Raw genomic sequence first — 16,709 nt, 5'->3', positions numbered from 1 at the left:
ACACCTTCACCTACACCCTGCGCGACGGTGATGGCGATCAAAGCACCACCACCATCACCATCGACGTGCACAACAGCTGTATCCAGGCGGTCAGCGACAACGACGTGACCGTGTTTGAAAAAGCCCTCGACTTCACCAAGGACGGCCAGGACCTGAGCGGCGGGTACGCCACCGGCAGCGAGCCGGGCAACACCGGCGAGACCGCCAGCGGCACCCTGGTCGGCTCGGTCACCGGCGGCAGCGGTGCGCTCACCTACAGCCTGGTCGGCAGCGCCCAGGGCAACTTCGGGCTGATCCAGCTCAACCCCGACGGCACCTACACCTACACCCTGACCAACCCGGCGCACACCACGCCGCAGGCCAACGACGGTCCGAACACGGTGACCGAAACCTTCACCTACCACGCCACCGACTCCCTGGGGAACGTGGCCACCAGCACCATCGTGGTCAACATCGTCGACGACGTACCGAAGGCCAACGCCGATGTGGCCTCAGTCGGTGAGGGCGGCGTGATCACTGGCAACGTGCTGGCAAACGACGTCGGCGGTGCCGACGGCCCGGCCGTCGGTGGCGGTGTGGTCGGCGTGCGCGCCGGTTCGGACACCTCGACCCCGGTGGTCGGCGGCCTCAACAGCCAGATCAACGGCACCTACGGCTACCTGACCCTCGATGCCCACGGCAACGCCGAATACCACAGCTACCCCAACAGCGTGAATGGCCCCGGTGCGACCGACACCTTCACCTACACCCTGCGCGACGGTGATGGCGATCAAAGCACCACCACCATCACCATCGACGTGCACAACAGCTGTATCCAGGCGGTCAGCAATAACGACGGGAATGTCGTGGCAGTCGATGATCACGTCATCACCAACGTGCTGTCGGGCAGTGTGACGTTGCCGGGCGAGTTGCTGTTGGCCAACGACACTGCCGCCAATGGCGATCCGCTCACGGTGTCGCCGACGACCTTCAACACCGGCTGGATCTCCAAGGCAGCGGACTTCACCGGCACTGGCGCGATCAACTTCAAGGGTACCAACCCCAACAACACCGAGAACCAGAACCTGTGCGACGTGCGCAGTGCCTTCTCGGCCAATGCCGCGACCATGACGGCGGTGCTGGTGGTCAGCGGTTTCCTCGGTGCGGTGACCAATGCCCACGCCAATGATGAGGATCGCATCACCGTCAACCTGAAGCAGGGCGAAACCCTCAACCTGGACCACAACCTGGCAGCCGGCCATGTGGCCATGGAATATTCGGTCGACGGCGGAGCCTGGATTGCCCTTGCGGACGGGCAAACCCTGACAGCAACGTCGGATGCGACCTACCAGATCCACATCACCAACATCACCAACACCAGTGGCAGCAACTCCAACGGGGCGGAAGACTACCAGCTGACCATGACCGTCAATTACGCCGGTGCCCATGACATAGCGCCGGATTACCATGGCGCCTACACCGCCAGCGACAGCCATGGCGGCAGCGACAGCGCCAACCTGACCATCAGCTACCAGGACAGTCACATCCTCACCGGGACCGCAGGCAATGACACGCTGGTGGCGGGCAATGGCGACAATATCCTCAATGGCGGTGACGGCAATGACATCCTCACCGCAGGCACCGGCAATAACGAGTTGCACGGCGGCGCCGGCAACGACTTGCTCTACAGCGGTCCGGGCAATGATCTGCTCGACGGTGGCATTGGCAACGATACCGCCAGCTACGCCCACGCCACGGCCGGGGTCACGGTCAACCTGAGCCTGCTCGGTGCGCAAGACACCCTGGGTGCAGGCATCGATACCCTGACCGGTATCGAAAACCTGACGGGCTCGAACTACAACGACACCCTCACCGGTGACAATAACAACAACATCATCAACGGCGGCCTGGGCAACGACGTGCTCAACGGCGGGGGCGGCGATGACATTCTGATCGGCGGTCTGGGCAACAACACCCTCACCGGCGGCAGTGGTGCCGATACCTTCGAGTGGCTCAAGGGCAATAGTGGCCACGACGTGATCACCGACTTCGCACCGGGCACTGACAAACTGGACCTGTCGCAACTGCTGCAAGGCGAAACCAACACGGCGGCATCGCTGGATAACTATCTGCACTTCACCGTCAATGGCAGTGGCGCGTCGGTGGTGACCAGCATCGACGTCAGTGCATTGGCCGGCGCGGCGCCGAACCAGACCATCGATCTGGCAGGCGTCAACCTGGCCAGCCATTACGGGGTGACGCCGGGGGCGGGCGGGGTGATTACCGGGGCGGATACGGCGACCATCATCAACGGGATGCTCAATGATCATTCGTTGAAGGTGGATACCGTTTGATCTGAAATAAGATCGCCGCCTCCGGCAGCTCCTTACCTGGGTCGCGCAGACCCTGCAGGAACTGCCGAAGGCGGCGATCTGTTGATCTTGCTGGCCTCACATCGGCTCTGGCGGCCCGATCAGTCTTCCCATCACACCAAACACCCCCAGTTCCTTGATCGTTTCCAGTTCACCCCGGGTCTCGACCATCTCTGCAATCAACGGCAAATCGATGCTGTTGGTGGCCCTGAAGATTGCTTCGATGAACAGCCGTTTGTCTCGCTGCTCATCGATGTGCCTGATGTAGGCCCCATCGATTTTCAAGTAAGCCAGGCCAAGCTGCGTCAGGTTACCGATCTGGCTGAAGCTGCCGCCAAAATGCTGCAGGCCGATGCGGTAACCGGTGTTGAGCACACTGTGGCTCAGCCGTTGCAGTTCGTCCGCAGGGGGCAGTTGGCATTCGTCGATTTCCAGGGTCAGCAGCGGAGACAGGTCCGGCAGCGATTCGAGCATGTCGAGGATCAGTCGCAGTTGCACCGGGTCGCGCAGAGTACTGCCGGACAAGCTCAGTGCCAGTGGCCAACGGTTGGCGGCGAGATATTCGAGTGTGGCGTCGAGCATCGCCAGATCGAAGCGTGACGACCAGCCCAGTCGCTCGATCCACGGCAGAAAATGCCCGGCGGCAATCGCTTCGCCCTGCGGGTCGATCAGGCGCGCCAGGACTTTGTGGTGCAGCACCTGACTGGTGTCAGCGCATTGCACCACCGGCTGAAAATACAGTTGTAGTTTGCCTTCGGTCAGGGCGTCGTCGAGCCAGGTACGCCAGTCATGTTGAGGCTGATTCGGTACGGTCTCGTGGTGGCCCAGCATCACCCAGGGGCATTCGGGGCGTTGCCGGGCTTGAGTCAGTGCATGGTCCAGGCGCAGTAGCACGTCGCTGGCTGGCTCACCGGGGTGATAGGCGACAATTGCCAAGTGGGCGACGGGCGTGCAATCGCTGGCGCCTGTCAGGCGCAGGTTTTCCAGGGTGGTGCTGATCTCGGTCGCCAAACGCTCGGCGTCTTCGGTGTTCAGGCCCGGCATCAGCAGGCTGAATTCGCCGCCACGGTTGCGAGCCGCCAGCCAGGCCCGCCGCTCGGGCAATCGGGTCAAGCGCTTGAGCAATTCGCCCACCGCGCTGATCAATGCATCGGTGCGTTGCCCGCCACGACGTTGGTTGAGTCCCACCAGATCGTTGATCTGCAGCGTCAGCAAATGGCCGTCACTGTTTTGTTCATCGACCAGTAAATAATCGGCCAGTTGTTCATCCAGCAAACGACGATTGGCCAGCCCGGTCAGGCTGTCCTGATAGGACTCGCTTCGTAGTTTTTCACTGCGTTCGACTTCTTCGGCGAACAAGGCCTTGAGTTTCTCGACCATCTGGTTCATGGCCAACACCACGCGTTTCAATTCCGGGGTGCGTGGCAATTTCGGCAGGCTCAGGAACTCACGCTTGCTGATGGCTTCGGCCTGTTTGACCAAGGTGTCCAGCGGGCGAAATTGCCGACGCAACAGCCAGCCACCGAAGACCGCGCTGAGCAGTCCGCACACCATCAGCCAGATCAGGCTGCCGAGGGTACTGTCCCAGAGTTTGGCCAGGGCGAACTGCGGATTGCTTAATACTTCCACCCGCGCCGCTTGCTCCCAGCCGCGCATGATCAGCGCGTCGCCCCCCTGGACACGCAGGTTCACCAGGTTGACGAACCACCCCGGCACGCCCTCGATGCTCCCCGCAAAGTTGCGCTCTACCAGCACCTGCTGATTCTGGACATCGACAACGCGAATGCTACTGAAGTAGCCGCTGTCGAAAATCGAACTGACCATCAGCTCCATCATGGCTGGATCATCGATTTGTGCTGTGAGCGACAAACCCAATGCAGTGGCCGCGTCCTGGGCGTGGGAACGCAGTTGACCGAGCATCTGCTCGCGGGAGCTTTCAAGGCTGACAAAAAAACTGCCACTGAATGCCACCAGCAGGAACAGGCAGATGGCGAGAAACAATTGGTTGCGCAGTTTCATCGAACGCTCCTTGCTCTGGCCGTTAACCGTTGCCCACGGCGAACCCTTCGGCCTGCATCTTTTTCAGTACGTCTTGCCAGCGCGACAGTTTTTTCGAGTCGCTGCTGCGATTGCCGCCATTGGCACCGGGCAGGTACAGGCCTTCGGCATTGAAGGCATACACCGGCAACAAGTCTTTGCGTTGGGAAGCGGGGCGGATGTCACCGATCAGGTTATCCAGCACCAGCGGGTCGGCGGCAGGGTTGCTGTAGAAGGTCAGCACCATATGCGCCTGGTTCTGGGTCAGCGCCTTGACGTAGGTAATGCGCAGTTTCTCGCTGGGAATGCCGAGTTGGCGCAGGCTGAAATACTTCGCCAGTGCGTAGTCCTCGCAGTCGGCGGCGCCCTTGATAAGGGATTCGACCGGCGTGGCCCAGTAATCAGTCTGATGCCAGATGCGGCTGTCAGACTGAAAGCTCAGTTGTTGATTGAAGAAGCGATTGACCACATTGAGCTGTTCGCGCTCAGGCGCGTTGCGTTCGCCCTGGAGCATTTGACTCCAGGCCACGATACGTCCCTCTTCAACGCCGAGGGGGCCATAGCGCTGTTCGACGGTTTGCAGAATCTGCGCAAAATCCCAATAGGCCCAGGCACTGCTGAGCCCGATCAGTAGAAAAAACGCCAACAGCAGTCGTCCGCCGATCCGAAGTCGGAACGCTGGCCATCCTGGACTTCGCTGGCTGCGGGACATGTCCGGCTGCTCGTGTGCTGAGTGTTGAAGTCTAGGTGGTGTTTGCGACGAAGAGGGGCAGATCGTCGGACGAAGGTGTCACGCAGGACTGCCTGAGTGGCAAGGGACCCACGGAGGTTCAGGGTTTGTGCAGGGTTTTCTGGCGAAGGATATAGATCGTCACCAGCACCGCGCTGGTCAGCATGAAGCCGCGTGCCCATGGCAGCGGCACCAGATAGCAGGAGAACAGAATGCTTACCCACATCAGACCGATGGCGTAGACCTTGCCCTTGAGCGGAATGCCATTGCCATCGAGGTAGTCGCGAATCCAGGGCCCAAGGTGCCGGTGCTCCACCAGCCATCGATAAAATCGCGGCGAGCTGCGGGCGAAGCAGGCGGCCGCCAGCAGCAGGAAGGGCGTGGTGGGCAATACCGGCAGGAAAATCCCGATTACCCCCAGCGCTACGCTGAGCCAGCCGATGGCCAGCAGCACGTAGCGCAACATCAGGGGGCGGTTGCCTATGGGGGCGTCCATAGGCAGAACCTTAGTGGTGACGTGGCTTGAGGATCGCCGGTTTTTCGTCTGGCGCGTTGCACAGCAGGTACAGCGCGGTCAGGGCTTCCGGGATCTGCACGATCATGTCGTCCATCAGGTTGGCGTCGGCGGCGATGTCGGAGAACTCCGGTTGCTCGTCGAACAGGCCCGAACCGACCATGATCGGCAGCAGCATTTCGCTGACTTCATCTTCGGCGGTTTCGAACCAGGCTTCTTCGCGCAGGAATACACCTTCCATGAAACCGATGCACCAGCCGCGCAGATCGGAATCGTCCGGGTCTTCGCCCAGGTCCAGGTCGCACGGCAACTCGAACTCCTCATCGGAAGCCAGTTGACGGGCGATGTGGGCCTTGAGGGCCAGCAACGTCGATTCGATCGCTTCACGCTCGGTGTCGTCGGCGTAATGCGGCTCTTCGGCGAAGAGGGCGTCGATCCACTCACGATCCGGCACCACTTCGGAACAGATCGACAGGGCGGTGAGGTAGCCGTGGGCGGCCACGTAGTCCAGCGCCTCGTCATGCAGTTCATCGGCGTCGAGGAAGACTTGCAGGCGGGTTAGTTGCTCAGCGAAGGACATTAAAGGACTACCTTGGGGAATTAACAGATGCGGGAATTCTAGGCCTTCTTGAGCGCTCAGGCCAGCCGCGCGGCATATTTGCACCGCATTCCCTGTGGGAGGGAGCTTGCTCGCGATGAGGCCGTACCGTCCAACCCCATCGCTGCCTGATTCGCTGCTATCGCGAGCAAGCTGACTCCCACAGGATTTGTGCGCTGTTGGTGGAGTGTCTTATCAGCGGCGCCCTTTGCCGGACGGTGCTCGGGTATACTCGCGCGTTTTGTGATGCCCTGCTGGCGTCGCGGCTGAAATGTGAAGCGTCATGCAACGCGCACTTACGATTTGTCGGTGCGGTGCTGGTGGTTCTGGACCAGCCTTGCAGGGATGTTTCGGTGATTTTTGGAGTTTTTATGCTCGAACAGGCTCAACGCGTCCTCAAGGACATCTTCGGCTACGACAGTTTCCGTGGCCGTCAGGGTGCAATCATTGAGCGCGTGGCCAGCGGCGGCGATGCCCTGGTCCTGATGCCTACCGGTGGTGGCAAATCCTTGTGCTTCCAGGTGCCGGCGCTATTGCGCGATGGCCTGGCGGTCGTGGTGTCGCCGCTGATCGCCTTGATGGATGACCAGGTCGCGACCCTCGAAGAGCTGGGCGTGGCCGCCGCCGCGTTGAACTCCACCCTCAGTGCCGAGCAACAGCGCGACCTGGCGGCCCGCATCAAGCGCGGCGAAGTCAAAATGCTCTATCTCGCGCCCGAGCGGCTGGTCCAGCCGCGCATGCTGGCGTTCCTGCAAGGCTTGAACATTGCCCTGTTCGCCATTGACGAAGCGCACTGCGTGTCGCAATGGGGCCATGATTTCCGTCCGGAGTACCTGCAACTGGGCCAGTTGGCGGAAATGTTCCCCGACGTGCCGCGCATCGCCCTGACCGCCACCGCCGACAAACGCACCCGGGAAGAGATCGTCACTCGCCTGCACCTGCAGAACGCCGAGCGCTTCCTGTCGAGCTTCGACCGCCCGAACATCTTTTATCGCATCGTGCCCAAGGAACAGCCGCGCAAGCAGTTGCTGGCGTTCCTCGCCGAACGACGCAGCGATGCCGGCATCGTCTATTGCCTGTCGCGCAAAAAGGTCGAGGAAGTGGCGGCGTTCCTCAGTGAGCAAGGCTTCCCGGCGCTGCCGTACCACGCCGGACTGCCCAACGATTTGCGCGCCTATCACCAGAAGCGCTTCCTCAACGAGGAAGGCCTGATCATGGTCGCCACCGTGGCGTTTGGCATGGGTATCGACAAACCCAACGTACGTTTTGTCGCGCACCTCGATTTGCCGAAGTCCCTTGAGGCCTACTACCAGGAAACCGGTCGCGGTGGCCGTGACGGGCTGCCGGCAGATGCCTGGATGGCCTACGGCCTGCAAGACGTGGTGATGCTCAAGCAGATGCTGCAGAACTCCGAAGGCGACGAACGCCACAAGCGTCTGGAGCAACACAAGCTCGACGCCATGCTCTCGCTGTGCGAAGAAACCCGCTGCCGCCGCCAGACCCTGCTGGCCTATTTCGATGAAGACATGCCCGAGCCCTGCGGCCATTGCGACAACTGTGTCGACGGCGTGCAAACCTGGGACGCCACCGAGCCCGCCCGTCAGGCACTTTCCGCGATCTACCGCACCGGCCAGCGCTACGGTGTCGGGCATTTGGTGGATGTATTGTTGGGCAAGGACAATGAAAAGGTCCGCAGTTTCGGTCATCAACACCTGTCGGTTTTCGGTGTCGGCAAAGCGATGGCCGAAGGCGAATGGCGCTCGCTGTTTCGACAACTGGTGGCCCGTGGCCTGGCCGACATCGACCTCGAAGGCTACGGCGGCTTGCGCTTGAGCGACAGTTGCCGGCCGCTGCTCAAGGGTGAAGTGACCCTGGAGCTGCGCCGCGACCTCAAGGCGCAAACCACGACCAAAAGCAGCAAGAGCCAGGCGAGTCAACTGGTGCGCGGCGAAGAACGCGAACAGTGGGAAGCCCTGCGTGCCCTGCGCCGCAAACTCGCCGAAGAACACGGTGTGCCGCCTTACGTCATCTTCCCCGATTCCACCTTGCTGGAAATGCTTCGCAGCCAACCCACGTCCCTGGCGGAAATGGCCCGGGTCAGCGGCGTCGGCGCGCGCAAACTGGAGCGTTATGGCGAGGCCTTCCTCGAAGTGCTCGGCGGCCAGGTCGAGGCACCGAAGGCGGTGGCCGATGTGCGCCACGAATTGATCACCCTGGCACGCGCCGGCATGACGCCGCTGCAGATCGCCGGTCAGTTGCAATGTTCGGAAAAGAACGTCTACACCCTGCTGGCCGAGGCCATTGGCAATCAGCAGTTGTCGCTGGAACAGGCACTGGATTTGCCCGAGGACTTGATGGGCGAGGTTCAGGATGCCTTCCTCGACGGCGAAGGCGAGTTACCGCCGGTGTCGGAGATTTCAGCACTGTTTGCGGGCAGGGTGCCGGAAGGTGTTTTGTACTGTGTACGGGCCGCATTGCAGTCCGAATTCGAGATTTGAGTGGCCTGTCGGGCTGATTTAACGATTCACTAAAGATCAAGTCTTGCCTCAAGGCAAGGCTCATGCTTAGCTGACTAATAATTAGTATTTCTCTATTTCTGTCTAATCATGAGTGTTTTATGCCGTTAACCGATCAACACCGCTTTGGCATGCAACTGGCCCAGATGTCGCGGGGCTGGCGTGCCGAACTCGACCGCCGACTGGCCGGCCTCGGACTGTCCCAGGCGCGTTGGCTGGTGCTGCTGCACCTGGCGCGTTTCGATGAAGCCCCGACCCAACGTGAACTGGCGCAAAGTGTTGGCGTAGAAGGCCCCACCCTGGCCCGACTGCTCGATAGCCTGGAAAGTCAGGGCCTGGTGCAGCGTCAAGCGGTGCTGGAAGATCGTCGAGCCAAGAAAATCGTCCTCTGCGCCCCGGCGCTCCCCCTGATCGAACAAATTGAAACCATTGCCACGCAACTGCGCCACGAGCTGTTCGAAGGCGTCGATGAGGCGGATTTGGCGGTGTGCATGCGGGTGCACGGGCACATCCTGGCCAACCTTGAAAAATCTTGAGGCATAACCCCGCGCCAGACTTCTGAGATGCCGCGTTGAGCAGACTATAAGAACTACTGCGCAATATCGTGTTCGTACCGCAGGTGCGAACACGTGCAGGTTGGTTCTGGTTACCCAAGGGATGCTCATGCTTGAGAGTCGGCTTTTCGTTGTTCGGGGTTGCACCCGATTGTTGCTGGTCGGTGCCATTGTCATTTATTCGGGCTTGGCGTCAGCGCTGGGCCTCGGTGAGATTACCGTTCACTTGGCATTGAATCAGCCGTTGCGAGCCGACATTGCGCTGGTGGATGCCGCAGGCCTGCAGGAGGGTGAGCTGTCGGTCAGCCTGGCGACGGCGGACGAATTCAGCCGGGCCGGTGTCGAGCGAGGAATCTTTCTCAACGATCTGACGTTCACGCCGGTCCTGCGGGGCAACCGCAGCCTGATTCGGGTGACGTCGCGCAAACCGGTCAATGAACCTTTCCTCAATTTCCTGGTTCAGTTCAATCAGGCCAATGGCCGTGTGCTGCGCGAGTACACCCTGCTGATCGACCCTCCGGGATCACCTGCGATTGTGCCGGCGACGGATGAGCCGTTGGTCAGCCAAGCCTCTTCAGAATTTCCCGACGTGCAACCGGCCGTTGCGACAGTGCCGGAGCGCAAGGAACCCACCAGTGTCCCCGCCGCGCCGGCGATGGATCCCCTCGCCGAGCAATTGGCCGCCAGCGTTGTGCAAAACCAGCAGTTGCAGGCAACCATCGATGAGCTCAAGGCGAAGCTTCAGGCATCGGATGAACAGTTTGCCGCTGAGAAAAAGCAGGTGGCCGAGCTACAGGCCCGGTTGGCAGAAGTCCGGCAGGCGACAGCGAAGCCGATTGAACCGGAGGTGACGGCACCGGCTCCTGTCATTATTGAAAAGCCCGGAACGGACTGGCTATTGATGTGCGGGTTGCTGATGCTGGTGACGTTGCTTCTGCTGGCCTGGTTTATTCGGCGTCGCCGCCAGTCATTCCAGGCTGTCTCCGAACCCACTGGCAAGCAAGAACCGATGCTGAACCGATCTGAGGAACCATTGCTGCCAATGTCATTACTGAAGCCGGTTGCCACTCCCGCTGAAGAAACACCTGCAAGGGATGTACTTGAAGGGGGCGCCATGCCTGGCGACGAGTTCCAGTTGAACCTGAATGACCTGTCGATGGATGCTAACTGGGACTTGACTGCCCCGAGCGAAAACCCGCCACCCGCCGCGCTGCCATCGAGTGAGTGGTTACTGGCAAAGCCGGGGGTTGAATGGGACATCGAGCCTGTCCTCCAAACCGAGGACGACATCGTTCTCGACGAATTCGCAGAGCCCGGTCAGTTGTCCGGCCTTGAACCGCTGCACCTGGCACCGCCGCCAAACCGCTGAAACCGGCCGCGCGAATCCTGTACAGGTGTCATGTGTTGTAAGCTGGACCGCATTCAAACGTCAGTCTTTCTGCCTCAGGGAACCTGTCTTTCATGACCGCGCACAAACCGGAAATCGTCATCACCTATTGCACCCAATGTCAGTGGTTGTTGCGCGCTGCCTGGCTCGCCCAGGAACTGCTCAGCACTTTCGGTGACGATCTGGGAAAGGTGTCCCTGGTACCAGGCATGGGCGGGGTCTTTCATATTTTCTGTGACGACGTGCAGATCTGGGAGCGCAAGGTTGACGGTGGCTTTCCCGAGGCCAAGGTTCTGAAACAGCGGGTCCGCGATCAAATCGATCCAGACCGCGACCTCGGACACAACGACCGCACTCAGTGAGAGGCGGCCTCTGCGGCGACGGCTTTCTTACTCGATCCACCCGCAAGCCTGCTGGACACCACAATCGCGATGATGATCAGCGCACCGCCCAGCAACATGCGCAGGGTCGGGTTTTCATCGAATAACAGCCAGGCCACGGTGATGCCGTAAACCGGCTCCAGGGCAAAGACCACGGCGGCGGTACGCGCCTTGATCACGGCGAGACTGGCGACGAACAGACTGTGGGCGACCCCGGTGCAGAACACCCCGAGCAGGCCGATCCACAGCCAGTCGATGGCACGCACCTCGCTCAATTGCGGCGCCGCCACCGGCAACAGGCAAAGGGCGACCACCACGTTCTGACACAACGCTGCCTGCACCGGCGGAATGCGGCCGGAACTGACGCGATTGGTCAGCGACAGCAGGGCAAACAACAGACCTGAGGCCACTGCCCAGAGCAGGCCGGTGGTAGCGCCGCTGGCCAGATCGAACGCTGGCGTCACGAGTACCAGCCCGATACTGACCAGCACGACCAGCAGGATTTCATTGGCGCGGATGCGCTCGCGGAAAATCAGGCCTTCGAGGATGACCGTAAAGGCCGGGAAACTGGCAAAGCCCAGCGTTGCGATCGCCACGCCAGCCACTTTCACCGCAATGAAGAAACTCACCCAATGCCCGGCCAGCAACAGACCGCTGAGCAACAGTCGACGCCAATCCACGGCTTGAAGTTTTTGCCAGCGGTGCTGGCTGGCGAATCGCGCAAAGAATGCCAGCGCCAGTACTGCGAAGGCCGCACGGCCGAAAACGATGATGGCCGGCGAAGCCGCGGCGAGTTTGCCGAACACGCCGGTCAGGCCAAACATCAGTGCGCCGATATGCAGGGCGCCAAGGGCGGTTCGGGGAGTCATTACAGTCCTTGATAAGCATTGTGAGCCAGGCCATTTAACCGCGCCCGCTACCGTCGTGTCTGTCGCCAGACGCTCACAGTTTGTCGGCTGCCTCGCGTTGTCACAAGACTGACTTGCCGCTGTCATGGGCTATTAACCCACTCGGAGCAAGCTGGCAAAAACCAGTCCTGAGGGTTGCCCATGACCAGCGCCGAGCTCGCCAAACCCAGCCGTAAGCAACGTGTGCGCACCCTATGGATTTCCGACGTGCATTTGGGCACGCGCGATTGTCAGGCCGAGCACCTGTCGCAGTTTCTCAAGGGTTACCACGCAGACAAAATCTATCTGGTGGGCGATATCATCGACGGCTGGAAACTGCGCGGCGGCATGTACTGGCCGCAGGCGCACACCAATGTGATCCGGCGCTTGCTGACGATGGCCAAGCGCGGTACCGAGGTGATCTACGTCACCGGCAACCATGATGAGTTCCTGCGCCGCTATTCAAAGCTGATTCTGGGCAACATCCAGCTGGTGGACGAAGCGGTGCACGTGACCGCTGACGGCCGGCACCTGCTGGTGATCCACGGTGACCAGTTTGACGTGATCACCCGCTATCACCGCTGGCTGGCGTTTCTTGGCGACTCGGCCTACGAATTCACCCTGACCCTCAACCGTTGGCTCAACCATTGGCGTGCCCGTTATGGCTATGGCTACTGGTCGCTGTCGGCGTACCTCAAGCACAAGGTGAAAACCGCCGTCAGCTTCATCAGCGATTTTGAAGAAGCCATTGCCCATGAGTGTGCCAAACGCGAGCTGCATGGCGTGGTATGCGGGCACATTCACCATGCCGAGATTCGCAAGGTCGGTGAGGTTGACTACCTCAATTGCGGGGACTGGGTGGAGTCGTGCACAGCGTTGATCGAGCATTGGGATGGCACGATCGAGTTGTATCGCCTGGCCGATGCCCAGGCGCGGGAGGCGCAGTTGAAGACGTTGAAAGTGGCCGAGCCGGCGTGAACATCGCGCTGATAGTACTGGCCTCATCGCGAGCAGGCTCGCTCCCACAATTGGATTGATTTTCCTGAAAGAACGCGGTCACCTGTGGGAGCGAGCCTGCTCACGATGGACCGTGCGGCGGTCTCCCGAGGTCTTTCAGGCGGGTGAATATTCTTCCATCGCCGCCTTGTAGATCGAGTGCTTGGGCTGCGCAAACAAGCGCGCCATCATCGGTTCAAAGAAGCTCAGCGGCAGCGTGTCATACGCTGGATCAAACGCCGCGGCATCGTACCTGGCGCAGAACTCGATCGTCGCCTGGTATTGCGGGTGGTCGCTGAATTGCTCACGCAGGTGCCGGTCCATGCCCAGGTGATGGAAGAAGTAGTAACCCTGGAAAATCCCGTGCTTCTCCACCATCCACAAATTCTCGCCGCTGACGAACGGCTTGAGGATGGCGGCTGCGATGTCCGGGTGATTGTAGGAGCCCAGGGTGTCGCCGATGTCGTGGAGCAGGGCGCAGACCACGTACTCTTCATCCCGGCCGTCGCGCCAGGCGCGGGTGGCGGTTTGCAGCGAGTGGGTCAGGCGGTCCACCGGAAAGCCGCCAAAATCACCCTCCAACAACTTCAGGTGCGCCGCGATTCGTGTTGGTAATTGGCGGGCATAGGCACTGAAGTCGGCAGCAATGATCGCCCAGTCTTCCTGGGTGCCGTCCTTCATGTGGGTGAAACGGGCATTGGCATTCATCGGCAATCCTCTTGTCCTCTAGAACGGCACGCGTCCCAGAATCATGTCGCGATACATCACGAAATCGCCGAGCAGGCTGTAGAAGGGATGCTGGAAGGTTGCCGGGCGATTCCTTTCGAAGAAAAAATGCCCGACCCAGGCGAAGCTGTAACCGGCCAGCGGCAAAGCCCACAACAGCATCCAGGCGCCCCGACCGATGGTCAACGCCAGAATGAAAATAACCAAAGTCGTGCCGATGAAGTGCATTCGTCGGCAAGTACTGTTGCTGTGTTCGCTGAGGTAATACGGGTAAAACTCAGCGAAGCTGTTGAATCGTTTGACGTTTTCCACGACTGCGATCTCTGTGGTTATTGTTCTGACTGCAAGTTGTTCTGCGGGTAGCTTATTTAAGTCTAGAGTGATCAAAGGCATCAGCCAGTGACAATAGGCGCCACTTTAGTATCCTTGGGAAATTGGCCGTGACCGGCGGCTCATCATGTAAGAACCCGACATGAGCGAACGAACGACTTCTGCAAGCTGGGCGATGGGGATTGTCAAAGCACTGGAAATGGACGGCCTGGATTGCCGGGTTCTGTTCAAACAGCTGGGGCTCGACTTCGAGGCACTGGATGATCCGGATGCGCGGTTCCCGCAGGACTCCATGACACGACTTTGGCAGCGCGCGGTTGAGCTGTCCGGCAACCCGGCGATTGGCCTGAACATGGGCAAGGTGGTGCGGCCTGCGCAGTTTCATGTAACCGGTTACGCCTTGATGTCCAGTCAGACCCTGGCCGAAGGCTTCAAGCGCCTGGTGCGTTACCAGCGAATCATCGCTGAAAGCGCCGACCTGAGTTTCCGACTGCTGGATGAGGGGTATGCGCTGATCCTGACGGTCCACGGCGACCATTTACCACCCACCCGCCAAAGCGCCGAAGCTTCACTGGCCTGCGCTCTGGCGCTGTGCGGCTGGCTGACCGGACGCACGCTGCACCCGCGCAAGGTGCTGGTCCAGGGCGATCAACCGGCGAATCTCGAACCCTACAAACAAGCCTTTCATGCGCCGCTGGTGTTCAACGCGCCTTACGATGCGCTGATTTTCGAGCGATCGGACATGGAAGCACCGCTGCCGACGGCTAACGAGGCCATGGCGCTGCTGCATGACCGCTTTGCCGGCGAATACCTGGCCCGATTTTCCGAGAGTCGCGTGACCCACAAGGCGCGGCAGGTGTTGTGCCGCTTGCTGCCACAGGGCGAACCCAAGCGCGACGCCGTGGCGCAAACGCTGCACCTGTCGCAACGTACTTTGCAGAGACGCTTGCAGGAAGAGGGCACGAGTTTTCAAACGTTGCTCGACGACACCCGGCGTGAACTGGCCGAGCAGTATCTGGCACAGCCGACCATGACCTTGCTGGAAATTGCCTACCTGCTGGGGTTCGCTGATCCGAGCAACTTCTTCCGCGCCTTCCGGCGCTGGTTCGATGCCACCCCCGGCGAGTACCGGGCGCGGCTGATGGAAGTGCCGCCGGTCAGTGACGCCAGAACGCCGGAATACACAGAACAAACACCGTAATGATCTCGAGTCGGCCCAAGAGCATGCCGAACGAGAGAATCCATTTGGCGGCGTCTGGCAAAGAGGCGAAGTTGCCGGCCGGGCCGATGGTTTCACCCAGGCCGGGGCCGACGCCGGACACGGTGCTGGCGGCACCGGTGAGGGCGGTCATCCAGTCGACCCCGAGCAGCGACAGCAACAGCGCGATCACGCAGATGGTGATGGCGAAGAAGAACGAAAAGGTCAGAATCGACCGTACGATTTCTTCATCGAGTCGGTGACCGTTGTACTTCTGCTTGATCACCGCGCGCGGGTGAATCAACTGGTTAAGGTTGGACTTGAGCAGGATGTAGGCCACCTGGAAACGGAAAATCTTGATCCCGCCGGCCGTCGAGCCGGAACAACCGCCGACAAAGCCCAGATAGAAGAACAGCATCAGCGAGAAATTACCCCACAGGCTGTAGTCTCCCAGTGCGAAACCAGTGGTCGTCACCACCGACGTCACGTTCAGCGCTACGTGCCGCAGCGCTTCCAGCCAATGCAGTTTGGTGGTCCACCAGTACCAGGTGCCGAGCACCAGCCAGGTCACCAGCAACATGCCGAGCAGGCCTTGAACCTGTTGATCCTTGATCAGCGCCCGCCGATTGCCGCGCAGGGTCGCTACATACAGGGTGAACGGCAGGCTGCCGAGAATCATGATGACGATCGCCACCCAGTGCACCGCCGGCTGCGTCCATTTGGCCAGGGACTGGTCGGAGGTGGAGAACCCACCGGTGGAAATTGCCGACATCGCGTGGTTGATTGCATCGAACAGGCTCATCCCGGCCCACCAGAACGCCAGGCTGCCGACAATGGTGATGCCGACGTAGGCGGCGACGATCAAGCGCGCCACCATGTGCGAACGGGGCATGACTTTTTCGGATCGGTCCGATGACTCGGTCTGAAACAGGCGCATGCCACCGATGCGCAGCAGCGGCAGAATCGCCACCGCCATGCCGATGAAACCGATGCCGCCGAGCCAGTGCAACAACGAGCGCCACATCAGAATGCCGGGGGACATGGTGTCCAGGCCACTGAGCACCGTCGAGCCGGTGGCGGTGATGCCCGACATGCTTTCGAAGAACGAGTCGGTGTAGCTGATGTGCTGGGTCAGCAGAAACGGCAGTGCGGCGAAGATGCACACCACCAGCCAGCTGCTGACTGTCAGCAGGTACATGTCCCTGGGACGCAGGTGTATGTGTTCGGGACGTCCGGGAATCACCAGGGCCAGGCCGGCGACAAAGGTGATCATGCTGGCCCAGAGGAACGACGGCAGGTCACTGGTGCGGTCGAAGATCACCAGCGTGGCCATGGGGATGACCATGGAAATGGCCAGGGTTATCAGGAAGATGCCGATGATGAAACCAATGATCCGTAAGGTCGGCAACGCCATGAGGTCCGCTCGGCTGATAGGGGAAAGGGCGCCATTCTACCTGCGGTGCGGGGCATGTAAACCGGCACTCCGGCGGTAGATACCGCTAGAA

General features: G+C 60.5%; 15 protein-coding genes. 7 read left to right on the top strand and 8 right to left on the bottom strand.

Annotated features, from left to right (window positions below; all coding sequences use genetic code 11):
• Positions 1-2,333 (top strand): type I secretion C-terminal target domain-containing protein (locus ACVWYU_RS14135; RefSeq protein WP_457372926.1); only part of this gene is annotated, 2,333 nt, incomplete at its 5' end.
• Between the two features lie 96 nt (positions 2,334-2,429).
• On the opposite strand, the gene lapD is transcribed toward ACVWYU_RS14135, so the two are convergent.
• From lapD to ACVWYU_RS14115, 4 genes are all read right to left on the bottom strand, one after another.
• Positions 2,430-4,370: a cyclic di-GMP receptor LapD gene (gene lapD, locus ACVWYU_RS14130; RefSeq protein WP_457372925.1), complete on the bottom strand. Its 1,941-nt coding sequence runs from the start codon at positions 4,368-4,370 to the stop codon at positions 2,430-2,432.
• A gap of 22 nt (positions 4,371-4,392) precedes the next feature.
• Positions 4,393-5,100 carry a cysteine protease LapG gene (gene lapG / locus ACVWYU_RS14125; RefSeq protein WP_247257659.1) on the bottom strand — a complete coding sequence of 236 codons (708 nt, stop codon included), beginning with the start codon at positions 5,098-5,100 and terminating at the stop codon, positions 4,393-4,395.
• 118 nt (positions 5,101-5,218) lie between these two features.
• Positions 5,219-5,614, bottom strand: a complete 396-nt coding sequence (locus tag ACVWYU_RS14120) for a YbaN family protein (protein ID WP_247257660.1) — start codon at positions 5,612-5,614, stop codon at positions 5,219-5,221.
• Between the two features lie 10 nt (positions 5,615-5,624).
• Positions 5,625-6,212: a UPF0149 family protein gene (locus ACVWYU_RS14115; protein ID WP_034146211.1), complete on the bottom strand. Its 588-nt coding sequence runs from the start codon at positions 6,210-6,212 to the stop codon at positions 5,625-5,627.
• Between the two features lie 389 nt (positions 6,213-6,601).
• Between ACVWYU_RS14115 and recQ the strand changes: the two genes are divergently transcribed.
• The 4 genes from recQ to ACVWYU_RS14095 all read left to right on the top strand — a co-directional run bounded on the left by recQ (position 6,602) and on the right by ACVWYU_RS14095 (position 11,049).
• Positions 6,602-8,728: a DNA helicase RecQ gene (gene recQ / locus ACVWYU_RS14110; RefSeq protein WP_247257661.1), complete on the top strand. Its 2,127-nt coding sequence runs from the start codon at positions 6,602-6,604 to the stop codon at positions 8,726-8,728.
• 119 nt (positions 8,729-8,847) lie between these two features.
• Positions 8,848-9,282 carry a MarR family transcriptional regulator gene (locus ACVWYU_RS14105; protein ID WP_090324385.1) on the top strand — a complete coding sequence of 145 codons (435 nt, stop codon included), beginning with the start codon at positions 8,848-8,850 and terminating at the stop codon, positions 9,280-9,282.
• Between the two features lie 127 nt (positions 9,283-9,409).
• Positions 9,410-10,669: a type IV pilus assembly protein FimV gene (locus ACVWYU_RS14100; RefSeq protein ID WP_457372924.1), complete on the top strand. Its 1,260-nt coding sequence runs from the start codon at positions 9,410-9,412 to the stop codon at positions 10,667-10,669.
• Between the two features lie 92 nt (positions 10,670-10,761).
• Positions 10,762-11,049, top strand: coding sequence for a SelT/SelW/SelH family protein (locus ACVWYU_RS14095; protein ID WP_457372923.1), 288 nt, complete (start codon positions 10,762-10,764; stop codon positions 11,047-11,049).
• On the opposite strand, the gene ACVWYU_RS14090 is transcribed toward ACVWYU_RS14095, so the two are convergent.
• Positions 11,043-11,936, bottom strand: coding sequence for a DMT family transporter (locus ACVWYU_RS14090; protein ID WP_247257663.1), 894 nt, complete (start codon positions 11,934-11,936; stop codon positions 11,043-11,045). The genes ACVWYU_RS14095 and ACVWYU_RS14090 overlap by 7 nt on opposite strands.
• Before the next feature lie 180 nt (positions 11,937-12,116).
• On the opposite strand from ACVWYU_RS14090, the gene ACVWYU_RS14085 reads away from it, so the two are divergent.
• Complete coding sequence (locus tag ACVWYU_RS14085) at positions 12,117-12,932, top strand: UDP-2,3-diacylglucosamine diphosphatase (protein WP_457372922.1); 816 nt, start codon at positions 12,117-12,119, stop codon at positions 12,930-12,932.
• A 135-nt stretch (positions 12,933-13,067) separates the two neighbouring features.
• On the opposite strand, the gene ACVWYU_RS14080 is transcribed toward ACVWYU_RS14085, so the two are convergent.
• Positions 13,068-13,658, bottom strand: a complete 591-nt coding sequence (locus ACVWYU_RS14080; RefSeq protein WP_457372921.1) for an HD domain-containing protein — start codon at positions 13,656-13,658, stop codon at positions 13,068-13,070.
• A gap of 18 nt (positions 13,659-13,676) precedes the next feature.
• On the bottom strand, positions 13,677-13,988 hold the full coding sequence (locus tag ACVWYU_RS14075) for a DUF962 domain-containing protein (RefSeq protein WP_247257666.1): 312 nt from the start codon (positions 13,986-13,988) through the stop codon (positions 13,677-13,679).
• Between the two features lie 160 nt (positions 13,989-14,148).
• Here ACVWYU_RS14075 and ACVWYU_RS14070 point away from each other — a divergent pair, with 160 nt between their 5' ends.
• Positions 14,149-15,207: an AraC family transcriptional regulator gene (locus ACVWYU_RS14070; protein WP_247257667.1), complete on the top strand. Its 1,059-nt coding sequence runs from the start codon at positions 14,149-14,151 to the stop codon at positions 15,205-15,207.
• On the opposite strand, the gene ACVWYU_RS14065 is transcribed toward ACVWYU_RS14070, so the two are convergent.
• Entirely contained in the window at positions 15,164-16,618 is a 1,455-nt protein-coding gene (locus ACVWYU_RS14065; protein WP_090324373.1) for a TrkH family potassium uptake protein, read from the bottom strand. The two genes, ACVWYU_RS14070 and ACVWYU_RS14065, sit on opposite strands and share 44 nt — an antisense overlap.
• Positions 16,619-16,709 lie beyond the last annotated feature (91 nt).

The sequence above is a fragment of the Pseudomonas sp. TE12234 genome (genome assembly GCF_054061835.1).
The sequence above is the reverse complement of the archived record's forward strand: the minus strand, read 5'-3'. Positions and strand labels throughout refer to the sequence as shown.